Below are 24571 nucleotides of genomic sequence, written 5' to 3'. Positions count from 1 at the left end.
CCGCTGCCCGCTCGTCGGGCAGGCAGCGCCAGGCCGCGTCAGCGCGGCCCGGCGGATTCCCCGCTGCGTATCGATGCGCGCTTCGTTCCGTCCGGCGAGCGCGCCGCGCCGGCCGCGTGCTGCCACGCCAGCAAGCCCGGCAGATAGAACAGCAGATCGCGCACGCGGCGGGCACCAGCCAGCGCCAGACAGGTCGGCGCGTCGAACCCGAGCAGTCCGCCGATCAGCACGAACCCGCCCTCTTGTACGCCCAGTCCGCCCGGCATCGCGAACGCGACACTGCTCAGCAACTGGATCAACGCCTCGATCGCGAGCGCCTGCGCGAAGGTCGGATCCGCGCCGAGAAAATGGAGCGCGAGCCAGATTTCCAGCGCATAGCCGATGAATTGCAGCGTCTGCCAGATCGCCAGATAGCGGACCACGGTGCCGGTCTTGCGCCAGATCATCCGAATCGACTGATCGGTGCGCGCCGATTCGCCGACGAGTGCAACCACCTTGCCGCTCGTCACACGATTGAGCACCCGCATCGCGCGCTCGAACGGCCGCGCATGCTGCATCAGCGCGAACAGCAGCAGCACCGGCACCAGCGCGGCCATGCCGATGGCAAGGTTCGCGGCCACGCGAGCGGCATCGGACGACGCATGCCCGAGCACGTAGCCAATCGCGGCCAGCGCGAACACCAGCTGGCTGATCAGCGTCAGTTGCATGTCGGCGACGAGGCTCGCCACGATGGTCGCCGGCCGCACGCCCGCCTGCCGCAGCAAACCGAACGACACGATTTCGCCGCCGATCCGCGCGACCGGCAACAATCCGTTGATCGACTCGCGAATCCAGACGAGCTTCAGCATCGTCGCGAAGGATGGCCGGCGCCGGCCGCCGATCAGCATCCGCCAGTCCCACGCATTCGCGAGCATGGGCAGGATATGCGCGAGCGCCGCGACCACCAGCCCGGCGCCGGCGGTCTGCAGGCGCTGCAGGATTTCCAGCGGATGCTCGCGCCAGATCAGCCACACCGCGATCGCCAGACCGGCGAGCGCGGCCGCGCGCCCCGCATGCCGGAGCCGCGCGTCGCGGCGCGCGGGCGGCGGCTCCGCGCGGGTGTCACCCGCGGTCGTCTCCCGTTGCGTCATGATTCGCCCGCCGGTGACAGCATCCCTTCGCGGTCGACGCGAAAGCGCGTGCCGCGCCAGATGACCTGCGACGAAAAGAAGCTCGATACGAAGATCACGAACTGCAGGATGTCCACGAACGGCAGCCAGATTGCGCCGCGCATGCCGACGCGGGCCGCACGGATCGTCCTGAGCACCAGCAACGCCCGCGCGACGAGCGCCGCGACCGTCAGCCAGCAGGCGGCGGCCGCGCCGCCGGACAGCAGCACCGCGAGCAGCGCGAGCGGCAGCGGGTGCATCAGTACCGAGCCGGCATGACCGGGCCGATCGGCCGCGCGGATCGTGCGGCTCCAGCGCAATTCATGCGCAAACAGGGTCGCGAACGTTTCTTCGACACACGCATGCCCGACGACGAACGGCGGGATCGCGACATGGGCGCCCATCTGCCGAACCGCCTCGCCGAGCGCGTGATCCTCGGCCAGGTGATGTGCGAAGCGTGTCAGCCCGCCGATGCGTTCGAGCGTCGCGCGCGTGATCGCTATCGTCTGACCAAAGCACGGCCGGGCGCGCCCGATGAAGAGCCCGGTGACGACGCCGGGCAGGAAGTGGAAATTCGTCATTGTGGCGGCAACGCCGGGCCAGAAGCCGGGCGATGGGACGCCGCGATACACGCTCGTCACGATCCCGACATTCGTCTGCTGTAGCGCGCCGACGACGGCGCGCAAATAATCGCGCTCGACCAGCACGTCGCTGTCGGCGAGACAGAGCACCGAATACTCCGCGTGTTCGAGCATGTTGACGAGATTGGCGATCTTGCGGTTCGGCCCGTAAAGCCGCGCATCCGCGACAGCCTTGATGTTCGCGCCGGGATAGCGCGCGCGCAACACGTCGACGGCCGCGAGCGCGGCGTCGCTCGCATCGTGCACGCCGAACAGGTACTGAACCGGCCCCGGATAATCCTGCACGAAGAAGCTTTCGAGATGCTGTACGAGATGCCATTCGTCGCCGTGCAGCGGCTTCGCGACGGTCACGCCCGGATAGTCGCACGGCACCGCCACCGGCCGCGAAAAGAACCAGCCGATCAACACGCTCGCCACCGCGACGTATGCAATGCCCAGCACCGCGCCGATCCCGCACGCGATCGACAGTGCCGGGCCCAGCCAGTGCAACAGATGCAGCAAAACCATGCTTCCCCCCGTGATTGCCCATGCCATCCCGGCCCGGCACCGGCACCGGCACCGGCAGGCGCGAAGGTGCGCTTACGCGTACACCCGGGCGAACCGGTTCCCGTTGAGCCTGATATGAAGGACGACAAGCAAACGGTATGCGCAATCAGATGACACGACTACCGTGCGTCGATCGATTCCGGTCACACGCACGTGTCCGCGGACGGCTGCTGCCCTGAACGCCGCCTCGGACAGCTTGCGGGCAGCAAGGATGGCGGTCCCGACAGCAACGAAGGCCCACGCGCGAAACATCATCGTGGTGAAGAATGCTTCGGGCACGCGCAATACGAGCAACGACACCAGCACGCAACATTGAATGAACATGCCGGCCAGCGCAGCGATCAGCAGGTGGGCTCGCCAGCGCCCGATCGTCGAGGGTGTCACGGTGAAGATGCTCCCGTTCGCGTTGCGCGGGTCAATCTGAAACCGAATTGAAGGGAAACGAAGAACGCCGCTCAAGTATCGCGGCCGATCGTAGCGGGAATACCGGCGGCAAACCTCAAGCGTTCGTCATGATCGGCGACGCGTGAGACGGCGCCATTACAATTCGCTGCGTTGCGTGCACAAGTCGGGCGCACGCGATTGCAGACGCCTGCACACGAATCGACCATGCGGCTCCGCCCTTGTCGCATTACCGGCCGAACCCGGCGCGCGGGCGCGCCCTTAACGTCTCGTTAACGATCCCGCCGTAGAATCCGTCGAAAGATGCGGTCCCACTGCTTGCCAGGAGCTTTCATGTCTACGCCCACCCGATACGACGCCGTCGCGCGCCTTCTCCACTGGCTGATCGTGGCGCTTGTCGTCGCGCAGTATGTGATCGGCTGGACGATGCCCGACGTGCATCGCGATACCCGCCCGGTCGGGCTGATCGCCGCGCACCTGATCGTGGGCACCGCGCTGCTCGCCGCGATGGCCTGTCGGGTACTCTGGCGCGCGACGCATCGTCCGCCCGCCGACGAACTGACGCCCACGATGCGCGCGCTGTCAGGCGCAACGCATTTCGCGCTCTATGCACTGCTGATCGCGGTGCCGTTGCTCGGCTGGATCAATGCGTCGTCGCGTGCATGGGCCGTGACGCTGGTCGGCATCGTCCCGCTGCCGGCGCTGTCGGCGGCCGGATCGGGATTCGGGCACGCGATGGGCGACGTGCACGGCATCCTCGCGTGGGTGCTGTTCGGCGGTATTTGCCTTCACGTCGCGGCCGCGGTCGCGCATCGTTTCGTCCTGCGCGACCAGGTCATGCAACGGATGATGCCCTGGTAGGCTCGCCACTCGCCTCCCGGCACGCCGTCGCGGGCGCAAACCCGGCCGGTACGGATCGCGATATCGTCCGGATCCCTGCTCATCCTGCGCTCGACCGGCGCGCCCATCGGAACCGGACGACGAGACGATCGCGGCGCCGCGCGAAGCGGCGCGCAATCGACGGCATGGCCGTCCGTACCGTTCGTCCAGGCCGCGCGCCGCGAACGGCATGCGTATTGCCGGAACGCGAACACGACGGCCTGAAGGCGCATATGTACATATCGGCGCCCTAGTTGCCGACCTGCGCCGGCATGCCGGAGGCCTGCGCATGCGCGGCTGCCGAAGCCGCCATCCTCGCCTGATCCTGCTCGGCGAGCTTCGCTTGCGCGGCCTGGATGTCCGCCGGATATTCGCCGTCGTCGCCCTTCGACGGGTCATACCCGGCCGCCTCCAGACGGATCAGCTCCTCGCGAACCTGGGCACGCGTAAGCGGCGCATTCGATTGCGCGAATGCGGACTGACCGGAGAGTGCGCCGATCATCATCAGTAGTACGATACAAGTTTTCATCACAAACTCCTTCAATGTTGCGTACCGATCAAACGTGGTAAATGTCTAACCCGCCGACGCGGGCCACCGTGTCAGCTTCCGAAATAGGGCGTGCAGAAGCTCTCGGGGCCCACGCACGCGGCCGAGGGCGGGCGGGCCGGCAGCACCGCCGGCCTCCCCGCATCGGAAGTCGCGGCCGGATCGCTGCCGACCGCGGTCTCGGCCTGATGCTGCGGCATCTGTTCGACCTGCCGCCGCAATAGCGGACTCACGTCCGGATACGACGTGTCGGTCACGAAGCGCAGCCCGTTGTTTTCAGCGTCGATCAGTTGCTGCCTGACCTGCGCGCGCGTCAGTGCCTGTGCCGACGCAGTCGTCGCGACCGTCGCGACGGAAATCGCCACCACCGTGGCGGCCACCAGCCAATGCGTATTCATGCTCCACTCCTCTGAAGTCAACGAGACGACGTGCTACATCCCGTATGACGACGCGAGGCGTCCGTTTATTCCCGGCGTCCCGGACCGCGCGCGCCGGACGTTCGACGAACTGTCATTCTTTCGTCAGCCGGCGTAACCTGACGTAACGCAGGCCCCACCGCGCGTGGGGCAGACTGACGACACCCTGTGGACCGCCCCTCGATCATGTCCGTCGCTTACGACTATGCAGCCGGCCTGCTTCGCACGCTGTACGACCGCCATATCGACGGCGGCGCCGTGCTCGACACGGCCGCGTTTCCCGACGCCGAGCGTTTTGTCCGGGCGTGGCCCGCGATCCGTGCGGAAGCGCTGGCGGTCGCGCGCGACCTGCCGCGCATCCCGCGTTTTCACGAGATCATGCGCGAGCAGCACGACATCTCGGCCAACGATGCGCGCGACTGGCGGATGTTCATCATGCAGGCTTATGGCCAGCCGTTCCCGCGCAACCTGTCGCGCTGCCCGACCGTCGCATCGCTCGTCGCGGCGTCGCCGGACGTGCTGTCCGCGTCGCTGTCGTTCCTCGCGCCGGCCAAGCACATCCCGCCGCACCGCGGGCCGTTCCGCGGCATCCTGCGCGGTTATCTGGTGCTGTCGATGCCGAAGCGCGCGGACGGCACGCCGGCCGCCGTGCTGAAGGTCGACGGCCGCGAATACCGGCTCGAGGAAGGCCGCTTCCTGCTGTGGGACGACACCTTCGTGCACGAGGCATGGAACGACAGCGACGAAGTGCGGATCGTGCTGCTGCTCGATATCCGCCGGCGCGGCATGCCGCGCTTGCTCACCTGGCTGTCGAATGCTGTGATCGGCCTCGTGCGGCTCGGGATCCGGATGCGCGGGCGGTCGATTCCGGTTTAGCCAACCGCCCGACGCACGCTTGTTGCGATCTCAATCCTCACGCGCGAGGCGCGTCAGGACGTCCGAGAGTGCTTGAATCGCGGGTTGCGCGGCGCGCTGCACCGGGTAGACGAGGTAATAGCCGAGACCGTTGCGCACCACGTCCGGAAACGGTGCGACGAGCGTTCCGGCTTCCAGCCGATCCGCCGCCATGCGCGGGTCGCCGATCGCGACGCCGTGGGCCTGAGCCGCGGCCGTCAGCGTCAGTTCGAGCGTATCGAATACGAGCCCGGTGCCCGGGTCGATCTGCGTGGCGCCGACGGCGTCGAGCCAGCATCGCCATTCATCGCGATTGCGCGCGGGATGCAGCAGCGTCACATGCGCGAGATCGGCGACCGACTTCAACGACGCGCCGGCCTCGCGCGTACACATTGGCGTGAGGCATTCGTCGAACAGCGGGACCGCCGCCATGCCCGCCCAGTTTCCGGTGCCGCGCACGACGATGGCATCGAAATCGGCACCGGTGAAATCCGGTGTGTCGTCCGCCGACGTGTGAATGCGCAGTTCGGTCCGCGGCAACGCATGATTGAGCGCCGACAGCCGCGGCAGCAACCAGCGAATCGCGAACGTGGAAGGCAACCGCAACGTCAGCGTCGACGCGGAATGCGCATGGGCGTGAGCGTGCCGCGCCAGTTGCGCGAGTACGTCGACGGCCACCGTCAGCAACGCGCCGCCTTCCGTGGTCAACGTCAATCCCGACGGATGGCGGACGAACAACGCACATCGGTAGTGCGCTTCCAGTTGCTGCACCTGACGGCTCACCGCGCCCTGGGTCCGGCACAGATGCTCAGCGGCCCGGTTGAAGCTGCCAAGTTCGGCGGCGGCGACAAATGCCTGGAATGCCGTCAGCGGCGGCAGCGCGCGGGTCAGATCCGCCAGCGGATATGCGCCGGCGGCATACCCGGGTTGCGGATTTTTCGTTTGTTCGGTCATCGCTGCATCGCTATCGTGGTTGAACCGGATCGCGACGGCTGTCGCGGATGGCTCGTTCAACAATCAGCGGAGAAATACCATGGTCTCTTCGTCCGACGCACTATACACGCGGCAGGTCGATACCTACCTGAAAACGCTCGAACGCGGCGACGTCGCCGCGATCTGTGCGTTGTTCGCGCCGGACGCGCGGATCTGCTCGCCGTTTCTCGGCTGGATGACGCCGCAGCCCTTCTTCGAAAAAGTCGCGGCGGCATCCGGACAAAGCCGGATCACGCCGATCGACATCTGCGTCAGCGCGACGGGCGCACGTCGGGCCACCGGCTATTTCGTTTACGACTGGGTACTGAAAGACGGCTCCGCCGTGCGGTTCGAGTGCGTCGACGTATTCGAATTCGACGACGACGCGCGCATCGAGCGCATGATCATCGTCTATGACACGCATCCGATCCGCAGCATGGTCGGCGACAAGTACGCATAGCCGGGCGGAACGCGCGAATCGGCCATTGCGCGGCGCAGCAACATCGCTGCGTCGCCGGCCCGATCGATCGCCTAAACTACAGACCGTTCCCCCGCGCGGCTCCTGCCAGCCACTGTCATGGCCCACCTCTTCTTCGCGGCGTCGATCCAGCGGCATATCGATACGCCCGAGCGCGACATCGACGCCCGCACGCTCGGCGAAGCGCTCGAAACCGTCTTCGGCGAACAGCCGCGGCTGCGCGGCTACATCGTCGACGACCAGGGCGCGCTGAGAAAGCACCTGTCGGTATTCATCGACGGCCAGCCGGTGCGCGACCGGCAGCATTTGTCCGATGTACTCGGCGATGCCAGCCGCGTCTACGTCGTGCAGGCGTTGTCGGGCGGATAAGGGGACGCATCCGCATCGAAGCACGTGCCCGACCGCGCCCACAGGAGACACCCGACATGAACGATCGACTGCTCGTCGCGACCCGCAAGGGCCTGTTCGTGATGCACGCCGACGGCAACGGCGGCTGGTCGCTCGGCGAGCCGCACTTCATCGGCGAACCGGTCAGCATGGCACTGGCCGACCCGCGCGACGGCACGCTGTATGCGGCGCTCAATCTCGGCCATTTCGGCGTCAAACTGCACCGCCGACGCGCCGGCGCGGCCGAATGGGAAGAATGCGCGGTTCCCGTGTATCCGCCGCAGCCCGCCGACGCGCCGCGCGCCGATGCCGGCGCACACGCAGGCGCCGGCGATGCGGACGACGAGGCGCCCGCCCCGCCGCGCCCGCCCTGGACGCTTCAGCAGATCTGGTCGCTCGAAACCGGCGGCGCCGACGAGCCGGGCGTACTGTGGGCCGGCACGATACCCGGCGGACTGTTCCGCTCCGGCGACGGCGGCGATTCGTGGGTGCTCAACCGCGCGCTGTGGGATCGCCCGGAGCGCCCCGAGTGGTTCGGCGGCGGCTACGACGCGCCCGGCATCCATTCGGTGATGGTCGATCCGCGCGACAGCCGGCACGTGACGATCGGCATCTCGTGCGGCGGCGTCTGGCAGACCTTCGATGGCGGCGCGACCTGGCGTGTCAGCGCCGACGGCATGGAAGCCGATTACATGCCGCCCGAGCGGCGCGGCGAGCCCAACGTGCAGGATCCGCACCGCGTCGTCCAGTGCGCGGCCAATCCCGACGTGCTGTGGACCCAGCATCACTGCGCGATCTTCCGCTCGACCGACGGCGCCGCGCACTGGCAGCGCATCGAAGCGCAGCCGTCAAGCTTCGGCTTCGCGGTCGCCGTGCATCCGGCGGACCCCGACATCGCGTGGTTCGTACCGGCCGTGAAGGATGCGTGCCGGATTCCGGTGAACGGCCGGTTCGTCGTCACGCGCACGCGCGACGGCGGCCGCAGTTTCGAGAGCCTGTCGAACGGGTTGCCGCCTGCGCCGGCCTATGACCTCGTGTATCGGCACGGGCTCGCGGTGGACGACTCCGGCACGCGTCTCGCGATGGCGTCGACGACGGGCGGGTTATGGACGTCCGGTGACGGCGGCGACACCTGGCGGCAGGTCTCCGCGCATTTGCCGCCGGTGTATTGCGTGCGTTTCGCGTAACGAACGACCCGCACGCACCGCGGCGGCATGCCAGCGCCCGGCCGTTGCTTCACGCAGCCGGCGCGATTCGCGCGACCGCCGCACGCGTGTGTGCGATTTCCGCCTCGAGCCAGTCGAGAAACCGCCGCACCTGCGGCTCACGCTCCCTTCCGGGCCGGCACAGCGCGACGAAACGCGCGCCGGCGAGCCGCACCGACGATTCGATCGGCGTCAGCGCGTCGCGCGCGACGTGCTCGGCGGCCAGCACCGAACTGAGCAGCCCGACGCCTTGCCCGTGCAGCACGGCCTGCAGCGCGTAATGCTCGTCGTCGTAATGGCGAAACACCGCGCGCTCGAGCCACGCTTCGCGGCCGGCCGCACGACACCACGACGCCCAGTCGATCGACACCGGCAGCGGCGTATCCCACGCGGTCTCGATCAACTCGAGCCGCTCGTCGGCGCAACCGATGTCAAAGTCGCGCGCCGCGTACGCGCCGAAATACTCGTCGATCAGCGCGATCTCGTGCAGCGCCGGAAACGTGCGCGACGTCGCGCGTATCGCGAGATCGATTCGCGCATCGCGTTCGAGATCGACGAGCGTGTTGCCGGTTTCCACCTTGATGTGCAACTGCGGATCGACGCGGCGGAAGCAGCCGAGCCTCGGAATCAGCCACATCGCGGCGAATGCGGGCGTGGTGGTCAGCACCAGCGTGCGTGCGTCGGCCGCCGCGGGGCGCACCGCGTCGAGCCCGCGGCTCATGCCGAGCAACGCGTCGTGGCACGCGCGAAACAGGCGCTCGCCCTCCTCCGTGAGCCGCACGCCGCTCGCGCCGCGCTCGAACAGCAGCACGCCGAGCCGGCTTTCGAGCGACTTGATCTGATGCGATACGGCGGCGGGCGTCACGGAGAGTTCATCGGCGGCCGCCTTGAACGCACCGAGCCGCGCGGACGACTCGAATACACGCAATGCAGTCAGGGGAATTTTCGAGAACACGGGGCCTCGCGGGCCGGATCCGGCCGGGTTGAATTCGATTCAATCCGGGTGAGATTAGGTGAATTGAAGCGGGTGCGCAACGCCGGTAGCCTTGCGGGACGTCGCGGCACGGTGCCGCGGCAGCAACCGTCGAACCACGGTCGAACCGGAGAAACAACGTGCAAGGCCTTTCGCGCAGGGTCACGCAGGCGGTGCTCTACGAAGTGATCGCCATTTCCTGCATCTCGCCCGTGATCGCGGCGCTCTTCAGGCAGGACCTGGTCTATTCGGGTGCGCTGTCGGCGACGATGTCCGCGATCGCGATGCTGTGGAACATGCTCTTCAACGCGCTGTTCGAGCGTTGGGAAGCGTCGCGCCGGCAGCCGAAGCGCACGCTCGGGCGGCGGATCCTGCACGCGACCGGATTCGAGGGCGGGCTGATCTTCATCCTCGTGCCGATCGTGTCGGGGTGGCTCGACATCTCGTGGTTCGACGCATTCGTCGTCGACATCGGGCTGTTCGCGTTCTTCTTCTGCTACGCGTTCGTGTTCCAGTGGGCATTCGATCGCGTGTTCGACGTGCCGGCGGCGACCAAGGGGTCGTGAGTGGCGGGCCCGATATCGCGAGGCGACAGCGTGGGACAATCCCCGACGCCGCCCCGCCTCACAGGGCGTCAATTATCGGAGCAGCCCGGGAGCAATGTAATTTCAACCCGCTTCGCATTTTCACTGTCATGAACGCTCATGCGCTTATATACATAACCATGAATTGCATAGCGCTCGTGCGTCAGCCCGAAATGCTGCAATAGACGGTGTGCAATCGCGGCACGTCTGGCAGAAAGTGCTTCGGGTTCGACCTCTTCCGATTCGGCTACGCCGGTCACGGCTACGCCCTCGCGATTCGGAAAATTCGACAGCATATTCGAAACCCAGCCCCTCAGTTTCGCCACTTGCTCCGCGCTCACCGATGCCGAATTTTTCTCGAACATGAGATCAAAATTTTGCCCTGGAAAACTCTCCGATCCCGCACAAGCATGGGAATTTGCCGTCGCAAACAGGAAAACCGCCCCGCTAATCAAGCCAAATAACGTATGCCGCGATGCTGTCCGCATTTCTAATTGCCAGCTCCGGGTTAGCTTGCCCCCACTCCGGGAGAAATCGCGTGATTCCATATTTTGGATCGCCCGCTCCAAACGTATCTTTGAAATGCGTACACTCGTGGATAATAGTTGACAACTTCGAGGTAGCCGCCCGGCTTCGATCACGAATCGTACAAAACTCCTCGTGAATACTTATCGTGTGCGTAGCCGTGTCAGGACCGCATACGTGCGCAACGGTTCCAACATGCTTGTTGGTGGGCAAACATCCAAGGGATCTATCCAGATCGGGATGCGCTCTCAGGAAATTCCCGGGACGCAGTGACCGCATAACTTCGAGCGTTGCAGTCAATCCGGTGACAAGGCTGAGGCGGATCTCGTCGCCATCGGTGCCAAACCACGTCCAGACACGCCTGCGTTCCGCCGGCGCCCACTCCGCCAATCTTCTGAGCCGCTCCGCCACGAGGCCAACCCCTTCATCGCGAAGTTCCATCATCAGTTCTCTGAATTCTGCGTCGGTCATCGTCGGGCAGATTGGCGGGCCATCGAGCGTAAGGAAAACTTTGAGCTTCGAACCCTGCCTCGTGTTGGTCACCGCCGAATCGTGAACGCATACATACTCGTTACAGGTCATCGCGATTGTTCTCCATGACCTCAAGCCTGAGTTTTTCGGCGCGACGTGTTGTTATGCGTCGCGTGTGTCCCTCCCAATCCGTGACACCGCTGATGACCAGACCTGACGTTGTGTATATGCGGTACCGAACATGTGCAAGCGGTCGACCGCTTCGTTCGTCGCACAAAACGTACTGCTCATCGTGCTCGTCGGCGGTGGCAGACGCCGAATGAAAGTGATGTGGAACCTGCCCCGTCAACGCCGCCAATTGCTCGGCCGTGAATGACATGCTCATGCCACGCTTGGCCTGGAACACGGGCGCAGGACTGCACCCGCAAACGTTGACATCTCCGCTCAGCGCCCAGGCCTTGCCATTCGGCCCGGTACCGGGCCACCGAGGCCCTTTCGGGGCGATAAATCCCTCCTGCCCGCACGCCGTGCAGTAGGTCTTCATATCGAGCGTCGCGATATGTACGCTCGGAGGTGGATTCGAGCAGGTGACAGTCGGCAGGCCTTCCATGATTGTCGCGCTACCGCCGCGATCCCCTCGGGCGAGAAAATAGCGGATCATGCGCCATCCGCAATGGCGGCCTCGCTGTCATCCTCAACTGTGCCGATGCCATCCACGCAGGCGACTGTGAGCCCGGCAACCGTCAGCCCACTACTGACCCCGAGGATCCACCCATTGCGCTTGGCCAGCGAGCCAATGGCAGTGAATGAATGAGTAGATGCTATCTGCTCGCGCGACATGCCGATTCCCCTTCGTCAATTTGGTATGGATGAACGACACCAAAATGCGCGATCCTGAAGGGGATTTCAATCATACGAGTTCGAAATTCGAATAACTCATTGTTCTTATATTTCCATCGTTCATTTTCGCAATCATCTGAAATGGTGAACGACGGACAAGCATGAAAAAGCCCCCGAACCACAGGTCACTACCCTGTCATTCGGGGGCATATAGCCACGGTCAAATCTCAATCAAACGTGGGAAAATCCCGAACACCCTGCTCAATGCACGCCGAGATACGCCTTCACCGCCGGCAGGCCCGGCTTGCCGTCGATCGTCGTCACGCCGGCCAGCCACTTGTCGAGGGATTGCGGGTTCGCCTTCAGCCACTCGGCCGCGGCCTTGTTCGGTTCTTGCTTGTTCATGATCGGCACCATCACGTGATTCTCGATCGCCGTCGTGAACTGCAGGTTCGACACGAACTTCGCGACGTTCGGGCAGCGCTGCGCGTAGTCGGGCGGCGTGGCCGTCAGCACCTTCGCTTCGCCGTAGTTCGGGCCGAACACGTCGTCGCCGCCGGTCAGGTAATCGATCTTCATCTGCACGTTCATCGGATGCGGCTCCCAGCCGAGGAACACGATCCACTGCTTGTCGCGGACCGCGCGGTTCACCTCGACCAGCATCCCGGCCTCGCTCGACTCGACCAGCTTGAACTTGCCGAGGCCGAACTGGTTGCCGTCGATCATCTTCTTGATCAGCGCGTTGCCGTCGTTGCCCGGCTCGATCCCGTAGATCTTGCCGTTGAGCTTGTCCGCATACTTCTGGATGTCGGCGAACGACTTCAGGCCGCCCTGGTACACGTAGTCGGGCACCGCGAGCGTGTATTTCGCGCCGGTCAGGTTAGGCGTGGCGAGCACCTTGATCGTGCCGGCCTTCGTGAACGGCTGGATGATCGGGTCCATCGTCGGCGACCAGTAGCCGAGGAACACGTCGATCTGCTTGCTCTTGATGCCGGCGAACGTGATCGGCACCGACGCGATCGTCTTGGTCGGCGCGTAGCCGAGCCCCTGCAGCATCGTCGATGCGATGCCGGTAGTGGCCGCGATGTCGGACCAGCCGACGTCCGCGAAGCGCACGTTCTTGCACACGGGCGGGTCGGCCGCATAAACCGCCGACATCGGTGCCGCGATCCCGATCCCGCATACCGCTGCGATCAATAGGCGCTTCATCTGTCTTCTCCTCAAAGTGACGTCGTTTTTCATGGGTGCGGGATCGATGGTTGAAGCCGCGCGCCGCGATCCCGGCGGCGTCGCGAACCGAATGGCTCGTGCGGGTCGTGTCAGCGCCCCGGCAGCCGGCGCTCGTAGCTCGGCGCGTGACCGAACTGCGCGCGATACGCCTTGCTGAAGTGACACGGCGAATGGAATCCGCACGTCGTCGTCACGCGCGCGATCGACGCGTCGGTCGTGCGCAGCAGGTCGCGCGCGCGCTTCAGCCGCAGCGTCAGGTAATAGTGGGTCGGCGACACGTTCAGGTACACCTTGAACATTCGCTGCAGGTGCCGCTGCGACAGCCGCACGAGCCGCGCGAGTTCCTCGAGCGACAGCGGCTCCTCGATGTTCGCCTCCATCAGCCGCACGACCTCGATCAGCTCCGCGCGCGAGAAGCCGACGCGCGCATCGACCGGAATCGGCTGCGTGTCGGTCGAGCTGCGGATGCGCTCGAGGATGAACTGCTCCGACACCTGCGCGGCGAGCTGCTGGCCGAAACGCATGCCGACGAGGTTCAGCATCAGGTCGAGCGGCGCGGTGCCGCCGGTGCAGGTGAGCCGGTCGCGGTCGACGACGAACAGCTCGTCGGCGAAACCCACCTGCGGAAACTCCGCATGCAGCGAGGACAGGTTCTCCCAGTGCACGGTACAGCGATAGCCGTCGAGCAGCCCGCCCGACATCAGCGCATACGCGCCGGTACAGATGCCGCCCAGCGGCAGCCCGCGTTCGGCGAGCGCCGCGAGCGTGTCGCGCGCGCCGTCGTCGACCACGTCACGGATGCGAATCCCGCCGCACACGATCATCACGTCGGGCAGGTTCGCGTAGTCGAGCGCCTGGGTCGGCCGCACCGCGATGCCGTTGCTGGCATGCACGGGAGCGCCGTCGAGCGAGTAGATCGACCACTGGTAATGGTCGGCGCGCCCGACGTAGTTCGCCATCCGAAGCACTTCGACCGCGCTCGAGAACGCGATCATCGAAAAATTCGGCAGTGTCAGGAAGCCGAAATGGGCAAGGGACGAAACCGGTGAAACGCAAGCGGCGGGCACGGCGGCGGCGGCGGACGTCACATCGGGCTCCTGGCGAACGGTTGAGCAGGTTGCAGGACGCCAGCCCCGCGGCGCGCGCCGCGGAAAGCCGGTGTCGAATCGGGGAAGGCAGCCGGAAGACGAACCAGCCGCCGGTGGATCAGGCTTGAGCGGGTTCAGCCTTCACGCGAAACAGCTGCTTCAGGCCCGAGAACAGCGGTGCTTTCGCGGTGCCCGGCGCACGGCCGAAGCTTTCGGTGATGCGGTCGAGAATGATCGCGAGCAGCACGACCGACAGGCCGCTTTCGAAGCCGAGGCCGATGTCGAGGCGCTGGATACTCGCGAGCACGTCGTTGCCGAGGCCGCCCGCGCCGACCATCGACGCGATGATCACCATCGACAGCGCCATCATGATCGTCTGGTTCACGCCCTGCATGATCGACGGCAGCGCATTCGGGAACTGCACCTTGTACAGCAGCTGCCACGGCGTGCAGCCGAATGCCTGGCCGGCTTCGACGATCTCGCGGTTCACGTGACGGATGCCGAGGCTCGTCAGGCGCACGGCCGGCGGCATCGCGAAGATCACCGTCGACAGGATCCCCGGCACGCGGCCGAGACCGAACAGCATCGCGGCCGGAATCAGGTAGACGAACGCGGGCATCGTCTGCATCAGGTCGAGGATCGGACGCACGATGGCGGCGACCCACTTGCTCTTCGCGGCCCAGACGCCGAGCGGAATGCCGAGCACGAGGCTGACGATCGTCGACGACAGCGTGAGGCCGAGCGTGATGACCGTCTGGTCCCAGAAGCCCGTCGCGAAGATCAGCAGCAGCGACGCAGTGGTGAACAGCGCGAAGCGCCAGCCCACGCGCCACAAGCCGACGCCGATGAAGATCGCCATCATCAGCCACATCGGGATCGCCTGCAGGCTGTGCTCGACGAATGCGGCGAGGCCCTCGATCGCGCGGCCGATTGCATCGAACGTCGCCGCGTCATGGTCGAGCAGGTAGTGAACGGACTGGTCGACCCAGGTACCGAGCGGAATCATTTCAGACATGGGAGCCTCGCGAACGCGTGATGGCCTTCAGGATGAGCGCACGATCGACCGAGCCGCAATAGCAGCCGTCGTCGTCGACGACCGGCAGTGCATTCGGGCTCGCGACCACGCGCGCGACGACATGTTCGAGCGACGCATCGCGCCGGATGCTTTCGATCGGCCGCACGGACGGCGTGTCCTGACCGATCGCATCGCGCGTGACGAAGCCGCGGATCTTGCGTCCGGCGTCGAGCACGAACGCGTATTCGGCACTGCCGTTCAGCGTCGCCGCGACGTTCGCGGCATCGCACTTCGACAGGGTCGGCACGGCACCCGTCTGCATCAGGTCGCCTGCCGTGAGGTAGCGGCTCGTGTCGATGCCGTCGAAGAACGCGCGCACGTAGTCGTCGGCCGGGTTCGCGATGATGTCCTGCGGCGTGCCGACCTGCACGAGCCGGCCGCCCTCCATGATCGCGATGCGGTTGCCGATGCGCAGCGCCTCCTCGAGGTCGTGCGACACGAACATGATCGTGCGGCGCTGCTCCTTCTGCAGTTGCAGCAGCACGTCCTGCATTTCGCGGCGCTTGAGCGGATCGAGCGCGGAGAACGCCTCGTCCATGATCATCAGCGACGGATTCACGGCCAGCGCGCGGGCCAGGCCGACGCGCTGCTGCATCCCGCCCGACAGCTCGGACGGCAGCTTGTGCGAGAACGGTGCGAGGCCGACCTGCTCGAGCACTTCCATCGCACGGCGTTCGCGCTCCTTCTTGCCGACGCCCGCGACCTCGAGGCCGAACGCGGCATTCGACACCACGGTGCGATGCGGCATCAGCGCGAACGACTGGAACACCATGCTCATGTCCTTGCGGCGCAGCGCGGTCAGCGCCGAGCGGCGTGCCGACGCGACGTCGAGCCCGTCGATCATCACCTTGCCGGCGCTCGGATCGACCAGCCGGTTCACGAGGCGGATCAGCGTGGATTTGCCGGAGCCGGACAGGCCCATCAGCACGAATATTTCGCCTTCCTGCACGTCGAACGATACGTTGTGCACGCCGACCACCTGACCGGTACGCTTGAGCACATCATCTTTCGTCGCACCGGCAGCGAGCATGTCGAGCGCCTGCTGCGGATTGCTTCCAAACACCTTGCACAGACCTTCGACCACGACCTTGGGGGCATCCATTGAAACCTTCTCCTCGTGTAGCGGGGACTCACGCGTGTCATAGCGTGCCTACATAGTTGCCAGAAAAAACCCCGACCTGCCGACGAATTACGACAAACGCTTGCGCAAATACGACACACCCGGCAGCCCCGCCACACGGGACGCGGCGCGCGGAGGTACCCGATTGCGGCAATGCAATACGCGCACGGCCAGCAACGACGGGCATCGCGCGCGGGAGTTGTGCGCAGCAGCGTGGCGCTCGAGCGGCGTCGCTTTGCACCCACGCGCGATTCACGCGCGTCGCTTTGGGACAACTTCACGTCCGATCGAACCGTACGGCTCATCCCGTACGAACAAAAAGAATGGTCATACGAAAGTCGCGGACGGCGAACGCGCGACAGCCACGTTTCGCGGCCCGCGCGCAACCCAGAAAATCCCGCATGGCCGCTGTGATACATTGCCGGCAACCACACTGATTGCGACGTCGCCGCGCGCCTTGCGCGCGGCGCGGCGCCAGCGGTGCACGCATGCCGGTTCGCCTGCCGGCCATGCCGAAACAGCCTCGATCGGCCCGCGCGGCGATCGAAGGACGAAAACGAAATGAGAGAGGGAGCTAGGCGATGAATTGGGCTTTTGCCGCAATCGGTTTCATCGTGGGCGGTATCGCCGCATTGTTCGGGGATTTCTCCGCCGCCAACGGCACGCTGCTCGGTGCGGCCATCGGATTCTGCATAGGCCACGCGCTGCAACAACGCAAGCGCGACAGCGGCGGCACGGCCGCAATATCGACGAACCCCGCGACGCCGCAACAGCCGCCCGCGACGCTCGCCGATCGCGTCGCCCGTCTCGAAGCGACGGTCGACACGCTCACGCGCGAGCTCGCGGTGCTGCGCGGCCAGCTCGCCGGCGCAAAGGCCGGTGCCGCCGGTGCCCCCGAGACAGGCAGCGCCGCGCAGGCGCCGTCGGCGACGTCCGTCACCGTCACGCCCGCGCCCGCCGCAATGCCGCCGCGGCCGTCCGTGCAGCCCGCCGTCGCGAATGCCGACACGCCGTCGTCGACGTTCACACCCGCTCCCGCGCCGGCAGTCGCCGCGCGCACGAACGAAGCGGGTGCCGCTGCCCGCGCCACGACGAATCCGCCCGCCACGACCGCCCGCCCTGCCCCGCCCGCCCCGCCGACGCCCCGCGAGCCCGGCATCGCCGAACGCGCGCTCCGCGCCGCACGCGACTGGCTGCTCGGCGGCAACACGGTCGTGCGTGTCGGCATCGTCGTGCTGTTCTTCGGCGTCGCGTTCCTGCTCAAGTACGCGGCCGACAACAACCTGCTGCCGATCGAATTCCGCCTGGCCGGCACGGCGCTCGCCGCGGCCGCGCTGCTCGCGATCGGCTGGCGCGTGCGCGCGCGCCGCGCGGCGTACGGCCTCGTGCTGCAGGGCGGCGGCATCGGCATCCTGTACCTGACGATCTTCGCGGCGACCAAGCTCTATGCGCTGCTGCCGGTCGGCGCGGCGTTCCCGCTGATGGTCGCGGTGTGCGCGCTGAGCGCCTTCCTCGCGGTGAAGCAGAACGCGCTGCCGCTCGCGTTCATGGGAAGCGCGGGCGGCTTTCTCGCGCCGGTGCTGCTGTCGACCGGCCATGGCAGCCATGTCGCGCTGTTCAGCTACTACGCATTGCTGAACACGGGCATCTTCGCGATCGCGTGGTTCAAGGCCTGGCGTCCGCTGAACCTGCTCGGCTTCGTGTTCACCTTCACGATCGGCTCCGCGTGGGGCGTGACGGCGTACCGCCCCGCGCTGTTCGCCACCACCGAACCGTTCCTGATCCTGTTCTTCCTGATGTATGTCGGCATTGCGCTGCTGTACGCGGTGAAACGCGAACTGGCACTGCGCCACTACGTGGACGGCACGCTCGTGTTCGGCACGCCGATCGTCGCGACCGCGCTGCAGGCGTCGCTCGTGAAGGACATGCCGTTCGGGCTCGCGTGGAGCGCCGTCGCGCTGTCTGCGTTCTACGTCGCGGTCGCCGCATGGCTCGCACGGCGCCGCGATCGTCTCGCGCTGCTGTTCGAAGCGATGCTCGCGCTCGCGGTGATCTTCGCGACGCTCGCGGTGCCGCTCGCGTTCTCGGGTCCGACGACGAGCGCCGCATGGGCGATCGAAGGCGCGGCGATCGTGTGGGTCGGCGTGCGCGAGAAGCGCCTTGCGCCGTTCGGCTTCGGCCTGCTGATGCAGGTCGCCGCGGCCGGCGCATTCTTCACGAGCCTGCTCGGGCCGGCCGACGCGAGCTCGCTGCCGGTGCTCAACAGCGCGTATATCGCGATGCTGCTGATCGCGCTTGCCGGGCTGTTCACCGGCTGGTGGCTGCACGGGCGCGACGAAGCGCGCGCATGGCATGCGTGGATGCCGGATGTCGGCGCGGCCGCTGCGGCGTGGGGGCTGCTGTGGTGGCTGAGCGGCGGGCTGCACGAGATCCTCGTCTACGCGAGCCGTCACGTCGATCTGCATGCGGACCGCTTCGTCGTCGATGCGACCGCGCTGTTCGCCGCCGGCACCGCGTGGCTGGCGCACGTCGCGCGCCGCAAGCTCGCCTGGCCGATCGCCGAATGGCCGGCGCTCGCGCTGACGCCGGTGCTCGCGCTGCTCGCAATGCGCGCGTTCGATTCGCACGAGGCGCCGCTGTCGGGCATGGGTGCGTTCGCGTGGCCGATCGCCGTCATCGCATGCTATGCGCTGCTGCTGCGTCAGTCGCGCGGCACGACGGGCGCGACGGAAACGTCGGCCGTCGCGGCCATCCCCGTCCCCGTGATCGCGCCGCTGCACACGCTGATGTTCTGGACGTTGTGCGGGCTATGCTCGCTCGAAGGCTTCTGGCGCCTGCGCGCGTTCGTGCCCGAAGGCGCGTGGAGCTGGAGTGCGTGGGCCTACGGCTTCGGCGCGCTGCTCCTGCTGGTGGCGGGCCCCGGCTCGCGGCTGCGCTGGCCGGTCGCCGCGTTCCCGCGTGCGTACCAGGTATGGGGTGCCGCGCCGCTCGCCGCGCTGCTGTGGCTGTGGAGCATCGCCAGCGTGACGAGCGACGGCGACGCGTCGCCGCTGTTCTGGCTGCCGCTGCTCAATCCGCTCGACGTCGCGCAACTGCTGATCTTCGTCGCGTTCGCCACCTGGCTGCGCCGCCTGAAGACGCTCGGCGTCACCTGGCATCCGCTTGCGGCCGATCTCGCGGGGCTCGCGACCGTATTCCTGTGGTTCAACGCGCTGCTGCTGCGCACGCTGCATCACCGTTTCCATCTGGCGTATGACACCGACACCGTGCTGTCGTCGTTCGGGATCCAGCAGGTGTTCATGGTCGGCTGGAGCCTGTTCGCGTTCGCCGGCATGTGGCTGACGCGCCGCGAAGGCATCGCGCGCGTATGCGCGCTCGCGTCCTTGCCGCTGATCGTCGTGATGTGGGTCTGGACCTTCTACGCGAACTTCACGCAGGACGGCGGCAGCTGGGCGCGCATCCCGCTGCTCAATCCGCTCGATCTCGTGCTCGTGGTGGTCTATGCACTCGCCGCGTCGTGGTTCGTGCGCGCGCGCAAGCTCGGCTGGCCATTCGGCAACTATCGCGTCGAGCTGCTCGGCGCGGCCGGCGCGACGGCCTTCCTGTGGCTGAACGCGATCCTGCTGCGCACGCTGCATCACTGGACCGGCGTGCCGTACGCATTCGACGCCATGGCGGAATCGACGCTCGTGCAGGCGTCGGTTTCGGTGTACTGGACGCTTTGCGCGCTCGCGACGATGATCTGGGCCACGCGTCGCGGGTTGCGTCCGCTGTGGTTCGTCGGCGCCGCGCTGCTCGCGCTCACCGTGATCAAGCTGTTCCTGTTCGACCTGTCGCACGTCACCGGCATCGAACGCATCGTGTCGTTCATCGGCATCGGCGTGCTGCTGCTGTTGATCGGCTATTTCTCGCCGCTGCCGCCGAAGGCCGCGGCCCAACGGGACGACAACCAGCCATGAAACGACTCGCAGCCCTGCTCGGCCTGAGCCTGCTGACGTCGTTCGCGGCGGCCGACGGCACGCCGGGCGCCGAACGCGTCGCCCGGCGCTTCTCGCTCGATCTCGACGGCAGCGCCGCGTATTACCAGCTCACCGTGCCGCAGGCCGCATATGCGGCCAGCCGGCGCGACGACCTCGGCGACGTGCGCATCTTCAACGGCGCCGGCGAACCCGTGCCGTATTCGCTCGATGCACCCGCGGCGGCCGCCGTGCCGCCGTCGCGCACGCCGGTGCACTGGTTCCCGCTGCCGCCGTCCCGCCCCGACGACGGCCACGCGCCGCTCGGCGTGTCGGTCGCGCCGGACGGCTCGCTGCGCGCGGCCGTCACCGCACCGGCGCCCGCGAAGCACGCGGCCGATCTCGTCGACCTGTCGCATGCCGACGGCGAGGTCGACGCGCTGCTCGTGCATGTGAGCGACGACAGCTACCAGGGGCGCGTCGCCGTCGAAGCGAGCGACGACCTGCGCAGCTGGCGCTCGCTCGGCAGCACGCAACTCCTGAAGGTCGGGCGCGGCGGCGACATGCTGGTACAGGAACGCATCGTGCTGGAAGGCACGGGGCCGCGTTACCTGCGGCTCGACTGGCTCGACGGCGCGCCCGCGATCGGGGCGATCGAGATCGAGACGCAACCGCGCGATGCGCGCACGGCGGACACCGCGGCCGTGCCGCGCCAATGGCGCGACGCCGTGCACGTGCGGGCCGGGAGCACGCCCGGCGAGTATCTGTTCGACACCGACGGCGCGTATCCGGTCGACCGCGTGCGCATCGACCTGCCGCAGCCCAATACCGTTGCGCGCGCAACCCTGCAGAGTCGCCCCGACGCGCAGACGCCGTGGCGCGACGTCGCCGGCGCCGTGCTGTTCCGGCTGCAGGGCAAGGGCGGCGAACAGCGCAACCCGCCGCTGGCCTTCGCGCCGAATCCGGATCGCGCGTGGCGGATCGTCGTCGACATGCGCAACGGCGGACTCGGCGGCGGTCAGCCGGCCGTCGCGGTCGGCTGGCACCCGGCCGCCCTGACCTTCGTCGCACGCGGCACGCCGCCATTCACGCTCGGCGTCGGCAATGCGTCGCTGCCGTCGTCGGCCGTGAGCCGCGATGCGCTGCTGGTCGGAATGGCGCCGGAAGTGCGGCCCGCGCGCGTCGGCGCCGCGTTGCCGGCCTCGGCGGTCACGCCGGAGCCGTCGACCGATAGGGATGCGACGCGCCGTTACGTGCTGTGGGGCGCGCTGGTCGTCGCGGTCGGTGTGCTCGGCGCGATCGCATGGCGGCTCGCGCGCGGCGGCGAACCGGGCAAGCGCGACGAGTAAGGCCGCGCCACCAGGCCGGCGTCACGAATCAGGCCGGCACCGCACGCGCCTGTCGTGCCGCGGCGCGGCCGTGCTGACGCGTTCGCCACGGCGACGAGCGGCAGCTGGCCGCGCCGGCCGCGCCCATCGCCGCGGCGCGCACGCCGCGACGCAAACGCCAGTCGCCCCGGATCGCCGCGACGGCGCGAGGCGCACGAGATTGCGCAACCGCGACATGCCGCCCGACCCGCCGCGATGCCGGCGCCATGCGACGCGCGAGACATGCGACCGGCCGCTTGCACAGGATTGCGCTGTCGTAGCGCTTGCCGGCGAAGCGCACGATATCGACGACGTCGAAGCCCTGAGCCCGATAGAACGCCAGCAGATGCGATGCGGGATACGGCGTATCGAGCGCGAGCAGCGAATAACCGCGCAACGCGGCCCACCGCGCGGCGAACGCGAGCAGCATCGCGCCGATTCCGCCGCCTTGCCAGCCGGGATCGACGGCCACCTGCCGCACGCTCGCGACGCCGTCGTGACGGTACAGCGAGCACGGCGACGACGGATCGGTTGCGTAGAGCGTCATCGTGCCGATCACACGACCGCCGGACACCGCGACATGACATTCGCCCGCTTCCGCGCGGCGACGCGTGACGTCCTCGGCCTGGTCGACGCACGTGCAGTTGAGTCCCATCGCGCCGAGTCGCGCGAACGCACGATGCAGCAGCGCGGTGAGCTGCGCATAGCTGTCGAATGCCGGATCGAAGCGCCGCACGACGACCCTGTCGGCACGCACGGAAGGCGGCGCGGCAGGCGAACGTTCGGCGATCGTGTTCCGGGGTATCGACATGGCAGCGCTCCGTGGTCAGGATGACCGAAGTCTAGGAGCGTGCCGCGGTGCGTCGCAAGAAAAAATGTCGTAAAGATCGTGAGGGATCGAAGCGGAACGACGGCACGATGGCGTGCATGTCCGCGCCTTCGGCAGCTTCGGACACCTCGCTGAAAATACCGATCGTTGTTCACGCAAGCAATGCGCGACGCGCACATCCTCGACGACGCGATTCCGCACGCGCGATCCCTTGCTCGCGATGCACGCTGCTCGCGCAGGCCGGCCGCTTCCTCGTTGACACGGTCAGTGACGCGATCCAGACTCGTTGATCCTTCACCGCACCGCGAGCGCCCATGGTCACCTGCTTCCTTCGCTACGTCATCGATCCGTACAAACTCGAGCAGTTCGAAACCTACGGCAGGATGTGGATTCCGCTCGTCGAGCAGTTCGGCGGCACGCATCACGGCTACTTCCTGCCTTCCGAAGGCGCGAACGACATCGCGCTCGCGATGTTCTCGTTCCCGAGCCTTGCCGAATACGAGCGCTACCGCGAACGCTCGAAGACCGATCCCGCCTGCCAGGCCGCATTCCGTTACGCAGAGGAAACGCGCTGCATCGTCAGCTACGAGCGCAGCTTCTTCCGGCCGGTGTTCGAGTAACGCCCGTGAATCGCGCCCCCTTTCCGGCGCCGCACGAAAAAAAGCCCCGCCTGCATCCGCGCGGCGGGGCCAACCCATGTCAGTAGAGACATCATGGAGGAGACGGGCCCATCTTATCGAGCGCGGCCCGCCGTCCCAACCAAGCATTTCTGCTATCCATCTGCGTCGCCGCGCACGCGCCCGACCCGCGTGCATGGCATATCGATAGAACGAAAAGTCGTTTTCAGAGTGGCGGCGGGGTCGTTACCATCTGGTTTTAAGCCTGTGCTTAGCCGGGCAAGCCATCCCCAAGGAGCGCCCCTTGACTGCATTCGATCAACACCGCCGCCCGTTCGTGGTCGGCATCGGCGGCACCACCCGAGCCGCGTCGTCGACCGAGCGCGCACTGTCGTTCGCGCTGCGCGGTGCGCAGGCCGCCGGCGCACGCACGCGCCTGTTCGACGGCCCGTTCCTGCATACGCTGCCGCACTACGCCCCCGAACACAAGACGCTGACCGACGCGCAGCGAGAGCTGATCGACACCGTGCGCGAAGCCGATGCGATCATCATTGCGACGCCCGGCTATCACGGCGGCGTGTCCGGCCTCGTGAAGAACGCGCTCGACACGCTCGAGGAACTGCGCGCCGACGAGCGTCCGTATCTCGACGGCCGCGCGGTCGGTCTGATCGTCACGGCCTACGGCTGGCAAGCCGCGGGCACCGTGCTGACGTCGCTGCGTTCGATCGTCCATGCGCTGCGCGGCTGGCCGACGCCGTTCGGCGCGACCGTCAACACGCTCGAAACGCGCTTCGACAGCGCCGACAGCTGCTCGGATCCGAAGGTCGTCGCGCAGCTCGAGACCGTCGGCTCGCAAGCAGCGGAGTTCGCGCTCGCGTTCGCGTCGCATCGCGCGGCCACGCATGCCGCATCAGTCGACGCGCTCGCCCCCGTGCTGAAGATCGCCAACCAGTAACCGCAGTCCTCCCGACGCCCGCGCGCGCCGAACGTCCGGCGCGCCTACCGCGGCGACACCCCTGCTTCGTGCCGGCTCCCCGCGCCGATAACGATTCGGCCCGCCACGTGATTTGCATTGGCCGAAAGATTGGTTCACGCGGGCCGCGGGTTTTCGTACGCTGAAAGCCCGAACCCTCCATGCGTACGCCATGAACCGCACGATCCGCTACAAGGGCTACGAAGTCGCCCCCGCCGCCGCCCGGCTGCCGAACGGGCTGTTCGCCGCCAACCTGACGATCGAAAAGGCAGGCGGCGGTCCGTCGCCGCGCGCCGTGTCGTTCGACGCGATCGATTTCTTCTTCGAAGAGGAACACGCGCTCGCGTATGCGTCCCGCTGGGGGCGCCTCTGGGTCGACACGCAGGCCTGAGCACGGCGCCGGGCAAC

The 24571-nt window shown here is 67.0% G+C and carries 26 protein-coding genes and 1 pseudogene; 11 read left to right on the top strand and 16 right to left on the bottom strand.

The genetic code is table 11. The features are described 5' to 3' along the window. Window positions 1-38 precede the first annotated feature (38 nt). The 3 genes from DIE21_RS00550 to DIE21_RS00540 all read right to left on the bottom strand — a co-directional run bounded on the left by DIE21_RS00550 (window position 39) and on the right by DIE21_RS00540 (window position 2794). The gene (locus DIE21_RS00550; RefSeq protein WP_124495013.1) at window positions 39-1130 is read right to left on the bottom strand and encodes a lysylphosphatidylglycerol synthase domain-containing protein; all 1092 of its coding nucleotides are present in this window, start codon (window positions 1128-1130) and stop codon (window positions 39-41) included. Continuing rightward, window positions 1127-2296, bottom strand: coding sequence for a bacteriohopanetetrol glucosamine biosynthesis glycosyltransferase HpnI (hpnI, locus tag DIE21_RS00545; RefSeq protein WP_124495011.1), 1170 nt, complete (start codon window positions 2294-2296; stop codon window positions 1127-1129). The genes DIE21_RS00550 and hpnI overlap by 4 nt, the downstream gene beginning before the upstream one ends. Window positions 2297-2368: 72 nt before the next feature. Then, on the bottom strand, window positions 2369-2794 hold the full coding sequence (locus DIE21_RS00540) for a hypothetical protein (RefSeq protein WP_124495009.1): 426 nt from the start codon (window positions 2792-2794) through the stop codon (window positions 2369-2371). A 276-nt stretch (window positions 2795-3070) separates the two neighbouring features. Here DIE21_RS00540 and DIE21_RS00535 point away from each other — a divergent pair, with 276 nt between their 5' ends. Continuing rightward, entirely contained in the window at window positions 3071-3598 is a 528-nt protein-coding gene (locus tag DIE21_RS00535; protein WP_124495007.1) for a cytochrome b, read from the top strand. Between the two features lie 268 nt (window positions 3599-3866). Here DIE21_RS00535 and DIE21_RS00530 read toward each other — a convergent pair whose 3' ends face one another. Together DIE21_RS00530 and DIE21_RS00525 are read right to left on the bottom strand one after the other, a co-directional pair. After that, window positions 3867-4145: a DUF4148 domain-containing protein gene (locus DIE21_RS00530; protein WP_124495005.1), complete on the bottom strand. Its 279-nt coding sequence runs from the start codon at window positions 4143-4145 to the stop codon at window positions 3867-3869. A 71-nt stretch (window positions 4146-4216) separates the two neighbouring features. Then, window positions 4217-4561 (bottom strand): DUF4148 domain-containing protein, encoded by a 345-nt coding sequence (locus DIE21_RS00525; RefSeq protein WP_124495004.1) that lies wholly within the window; start codon window positions 4559-4561, stop codon window positions 4217-4219. A 204-nt stretch (window positions 4562-4765) separates the two neighbouring features. Between DIE21_RS00525 and DIE21_RS00520 the strand changes: the two genes are divergently transcribed. Continuing rightward, window positions 4766-5455 carry an aspartyl/asparaginyl beta-hydroxylase domain-containing protein gene (locus DIE21_RS00520; protein ID WP_124495002.1) on the top strand — a complete coding sequence of 230 codons (690 nt, stop codon included), beginning with the start codon at window positions 4766-4768 and terminating at the stop codon, window positions 5453-5455. A gap of 30 nt (window positions 5456-5485) precedes the next feature. Here DIE21_RS00520 and DIE21_RS00515 read toward each other — a convergent pair whose 3' ends face one another. After that, a complete protein-coding gene (locus tag DIE21_RS00515) occupies window positions 5486-6427 on the bottom strand; it encodes a LysR substrate-binding domain-containing protein (RefSeq protein ID WP_124495000.1) in 942 nt (313 codons plus the stop codon). Window positions 6428-6506: 79 nt separating this feature from the next. Between DIE21_RS00515 and DIE21_RS00510 the strand changes: the two genes are divergently transcribed. From DIE21_RS00510 to DIE21_RS00500, 3 genes are all read left to right on the top strand, one after another. Then, window positions 6507-6905 (top strand): nuclear transport factor 2 family protein, encoded by a 399-nt coding sequence (locus DIE21_RS00510; protein ID WP_124494998.1) that lies wholly within the window; start codon window positions 6507-6509, stop codon window positions 6903-6905. A gap of 117 nt (window positions 6906-7022) precedes the next feature. Beyond that, complete coding sequence (locus tag DIE21_RS00505) at window positions 7023-7292, top strand: MoaD/ThiS family protein (protein WP_060107490.1); 270 nt, start codon at window positions 7023-7025, stop codon at window positions 7290-7292. A 56-nt stretch (window positions 7293-7348) separates the two neighbouring features. Continuing rightward, entirely contained in the window at window positions 7349-8497 is a 1149-nt protein-coding gene (locus DIE21_RS00500) for an exo-alpha-sialidase (RefSeq protein WP_124494997.1), read from the top strand. Between the two features lie 49 nt (window positions 8498-8546). On the opposite strand, the gene DIE21_RS00495 is transcribed toward DIE21_RS00500, so the two are convergent. Next, the gene (locus DIE21_RS00495; RefSeq protein ID WP_124494995.1) at window positions 8547-9470 is read right to left on the bottom strand and encodes a LysR substrate-binding domain-containing protein; all 924 of its coding nucleotides are present in this window, start codon (window positions 9468-9470) and stop codon (window positions 8547-8549) included. A gap of 158 nt (window positions 9471-9628) precedes the next feature. Here DIE21_RS00495 and DIE21_RS00490 point away from each other — a divergent pair, with 158 nt between their 5' ends. Then, a complete protein-coding gene (locus tag DIE21_RS00490) occupies window positions 9629-10054 on the top strand; it encodes a PACE efflux transporter (protein ID WP_124494993.1) in 426 nt (141 codons plus the stop codon). A gap of 68 nt (window positions 10055-10122) precedes the next feature. Here the strand turns inward: DIE21_RS00490 and DIE21_RS00485 are convergent, their stop codons facing one another. From DIE21_RS00485 to DIE21_RS00450, 8 genes and pseudogenes are all read right to left on the bottom strand, one after another. After that, entirely contained in the window at window positions 10123-10560 is a 438-nt protein-coding gene (locus DIE21_RS00485) for a hypothetical protein (RefSeq protein WP_185642718.1), read from the bottom strand. Then, window positions 10520-11038, bottom strand: a complete 519-nt coding sequence (locus DIE21_RS00480; RefSeq protein WP_260432257.1) for a M35 family metallo-endopeptidase — start codon at window positions 11036-11038, stop codon at window positions 10520-10522. Before DIE21_RS00480 ends, DIE21_RS00485 begins: the two co-directional genes overlap by 41 nt. A 130-nt stretch (window positions 11039-11168) precedes the next feature. Beyond that, complete coding sequence (locus DIE21_RS00475; RefSeq protein WP_124494987.1) at window positions 11169-11729, bottom strand: hypothetical protein; 561 nt, start codon at window positions 11727-11729, stop codon at window positions 11169-11171. Next, complete coding sequence (locus DIE21_RS00470) at window positions 11726-11908, bottom strand: hypothetical protein (protein WP_124494985.1); 183 nt, start codon at window positions 11906-11908, stop codon at window positions 11726-11728. The genes DIE21_RS00475 and DIE21_RS00470 overlap by 4 nt, the downstream gene beginning before the upstream one ends. A gap of 261 nt (window positions 11909-12169) precedes the next feature. Beyond that, the gene (locus DIE21_RS00465; RefSeq protein WP_124494983.1) at window positions 12170-13117 is read right to left on the bottom strand and encodes a choline ABC transporter substrate-binding protein; all 948 of its coding nucleotides are present in this window, start codon (window positions 13115-13117) and stop codon (window positions 12170-12172) included. 110 nt (window positions 13118-13227) lie between these two features. Further along, window positions 13228-14226: a GlxA family transcriptional regulator gene (locus DIE21_RS00460; protein ID WP_124494981.1), complete on the bottom strand. Its 999-nt coding sequence runs from the start codon at window positions 14224-14226 to the stop codon at window positions 13228-13230. A gap of 118 nt (window positions 14227-14344) precedes the next feature. Then, entirely contained in the window at window positions 14345-15241 is an 897-nt protein-coding gene (gene choW / locus DIE21_RS00455; RefSeq protein ID WP_124494979.1) for a choline ABC transporter permease subunit, read from the bottom strand. Further along, a pseudogene (locus DIE21_RS00450) lies at window positions 15234-16642 on the bottom strand (glycine betaine/L-proline ABC transporter ATP-binding protein); the annotation flags it as partial. The pseudogene DIE21_RS00450 and the gene choW, both read right to left, overlap by 8 nt. A gap of 360 nt (window positions 16643-17002) precedes the next feature. Between DIE21_RS00450 and DIE21_RS00445 the strand changes: the two are divergent. Further along, window positions 17003-20380, top strand: a complete 3378-nt coding sequence (locus tag DIE21_RS00445; protein ID WP_124494977.1) for a DUF2339 domain-containing protein — start codon at window positions 17003-17005, stop codon at window positions 20378-20380. Beyond that, entirely contained in the window at window positions 20377-21726 is a 1350-nt protein-coding gene (locus DIE21_RS00440; protein ID WP_124494975.1) for a DUF3999 domain-containing protein, read from the top strand. Before DIE21_RS00445 ends, DIE21_RS00440 begins: the two co-directional genes overlap by 4 nt. A 28-nt stretch (window positions 21727-21754) precedes the next feature. Here the strand turns inward: DIE21_RS00440 and DIE21_RS00435 are convergent, their stop codons facing one another. Beyond that, window positions 21755-22555, bottom strand: a complete 801-nt coding sequence (locus DIE21_RS00435; protein ID WP_124494974.1) for a GNAT family N-acetyltransferase — start codon at window positions 22553-22555, stop codon at window positions 21755-21757. A gap of 332 nt (window positions 22556-22887) precedes the next feature. On the opposite strand from DIE21_RS00435, the gene DIE21_RS00430 reads away from it, so the two are divergent. From DIE21_RS00430 to DIE21_RS00420, 3 genes are all read left to right on the top strand, one after another. Then, window positions 22888-23193, top strand: coding sequence for an NIPSNAP family protein (locus tag DIE21_RS00430; protein WP_124494972.1), 306 nt, complete (start codon window positions 22888-22890; stop codon window positions 23191-23193). A gap of 301 nt (window positions 23194-23494) precedes the next feature. Continuing rightward, window positions 23495-24145, top strand: a complete 651-nt coding sequence (locus tag DIE21_RS00425; RefSeq protein WP_059466925.1) for an NADPH-dependent FMN reductase — start codon at window positions 23495-23497, stop codon at window positions 24143-24145. A 190-nt stretch (window positions 24146-24335) separates the two neighbouring features. After that, window positions 24336-24554 carry a transcriptional regulator gene (locus DIE21_RS00420; RefSeq protein ID WP_124494970.1) on the top strand — a complete coding sequence of 73 codons (219 nt, stop codon included), beginning with the start codon at window positions 24336-24338 and terminating at the stop codon, window positions 24552-24554. Window positions 24555-24571 lie beyond the last annotated feature (17 nt).

This window comes from Burkholderia sp. Bp9140 (assembly GCF_003853425.1).
Taxonomy (GTDB): Bacteria; Pseudomonadota; Gammaproteobacteria; order Burkholderiales; family Burkholderiaceae; genus Burkholderia.
This window is presented reverse-complemented; position numbering and strand designations above follow the sequence as displayed.

Bases quoted from the DNA above. Each gene is read 5' to 3' on its own strand.
- DIE21_RS00550 (WP_124495013.1), bottom strand. From the start codon at position 1,130: ATGACGCAACGGGAGACGACCGCGGGTGACACCCGCGCGGAGCCGCCG.
- hpnI (WP_124495011.1), bottom strand. From the start codon at position 2,296: ATGGTTTTGCTGCATCTGTTGCACTGGCTGGGCCCGGCACTGTCGATC.
- DIE21_RS00535 (WP_124495007.1), top strand. From the start codon at position 3,071: ATGTCTACGCCCACCCGATACGACGCCGTCGCGCGCCTTCTCCACTGG.
- DIE21_RS00530 (WP_124495005.1), bottom strand. From the start codon at position 4,145: ATGAAAACTTGTATCGTACTACTGATGATGATCGGCGCACTCTCCGGT.
- DIE21_RS00525 (WP_124495004.1), bottom strand. From the start codon at position 4,561: ATGAATACGCATTGGCTGGTGGCCGCCACGGTGGTGGCGATTTCCGTC.
- DIE21_RS00520 (WP_124495002.1), top strand. From the start codon at position 4,766: ATGTCCGTCGCTTACGACTATGCAGCCGGCCTGCTTCGCACGCTGTAC.
- DIE21_RS00515 (WP_124495000.1), bottom strand. From the start codon at position 6,427: ATGACCGAACAAACGAAAAATCCGCAACCCGGGTATGCCGCCGGCGCA.
- DIE21_RS00510 (WP_124494998.1), top strand. From the start codon at position 6,507: ATGGTCTCTTCGTCCGACGCACTATACACGCGGCAGGTCGATACCTAC.
- DIE21_RS00505 (WP_060107490.1), top strand. From the start codon at position 7,023: ATGGCCCACCTCTTCTTCGCGGCGTCGATCCAGCGGCATATCGATACG.
- DIE21_RS00500 (WP_124494997.1), top strand. From the start codon at position 7,349: ATGAACGATCGACTGCTCGTCGCGACCCGCAAGGGCCTGTTCGTGATG.
- DIE21_RS00485 (WP_185642718.1), bottom strand. From the start codon at position 10,560: ATGCGGACAGCATCGCGGCATACGTTATTTGGCTTGATTAGCGGGGCG.
- DIE21_RS00480 (WP_260432257.1), bottom strand. From the start codon at position 11,038: ATGGAACTTCGCGATGAAGGGGTTGGCCTCGTGGCGGAGCGGCTCAGA.
- DIE21_RS00475 (WP_124494987.1), bottom strand. From the start codon at position 11,729: ATGATCCGCTATTTTCTCGCCCGAGGGGATCGCGGCGGTAGCGCGACA.
- DIE21_RS00470 (WP_124494985.1), bottom strand. From the start codon at position 11,908: ATGTCGCGCGAGCAGATAGCATCTACTCATTCATTCACTGCCATTGGC.
- DIE21_RS00465 (WP_124494983.1), bottom strand. From the start codon at position 13,117: ATGAAGCGCCTATTGATCGCAGCGGTATGCGGGATCGGGATCGCGGCA.
- choW (WP_124494979.1), bottom strand. From the start codon at position 15,241: ATGTCTGAAATGATTCCGCTCGGTACCTGGGTCGACCAGTCCGTTCAC.
- DIE21_RS00445 (WP_124494977.1), top strand. From the start codon at position 17,003: ATGAATTGGGCTTTTGCCGCAATCGGTTTCATCGTGGGCGGTATCGCC.
- DIE21_RS00440 (WP_124494975.1), top strand. From the start codon at position 20,377: ATGAAACGACTCGCAGCCCTGCTCGGCCTGAGCCTGCTGACGTCGTTC.
- DIE21_RS00435 (WP_124494974.1), bottom strand. From the start codon at position 22,555: ATGTCGATACCCCGGAACACGATCGCCGAACGTTCGCCTGCCGCGCCG.
- DIE21_RS00430 (WP_124494972.1), top strand. From the start codon at position 22,888: ATGGTCACCTGCTTCCTTCGCTACGTCATCGATCCGTACAAACTCGAG.
- DIE21_RS00420 (WP_124494970.1), top strand. From the start codon at position 24,336: ATGAACCGCACGATCCGCTACAAGGGCTACGAAGTCGCCCCCGCCGCC.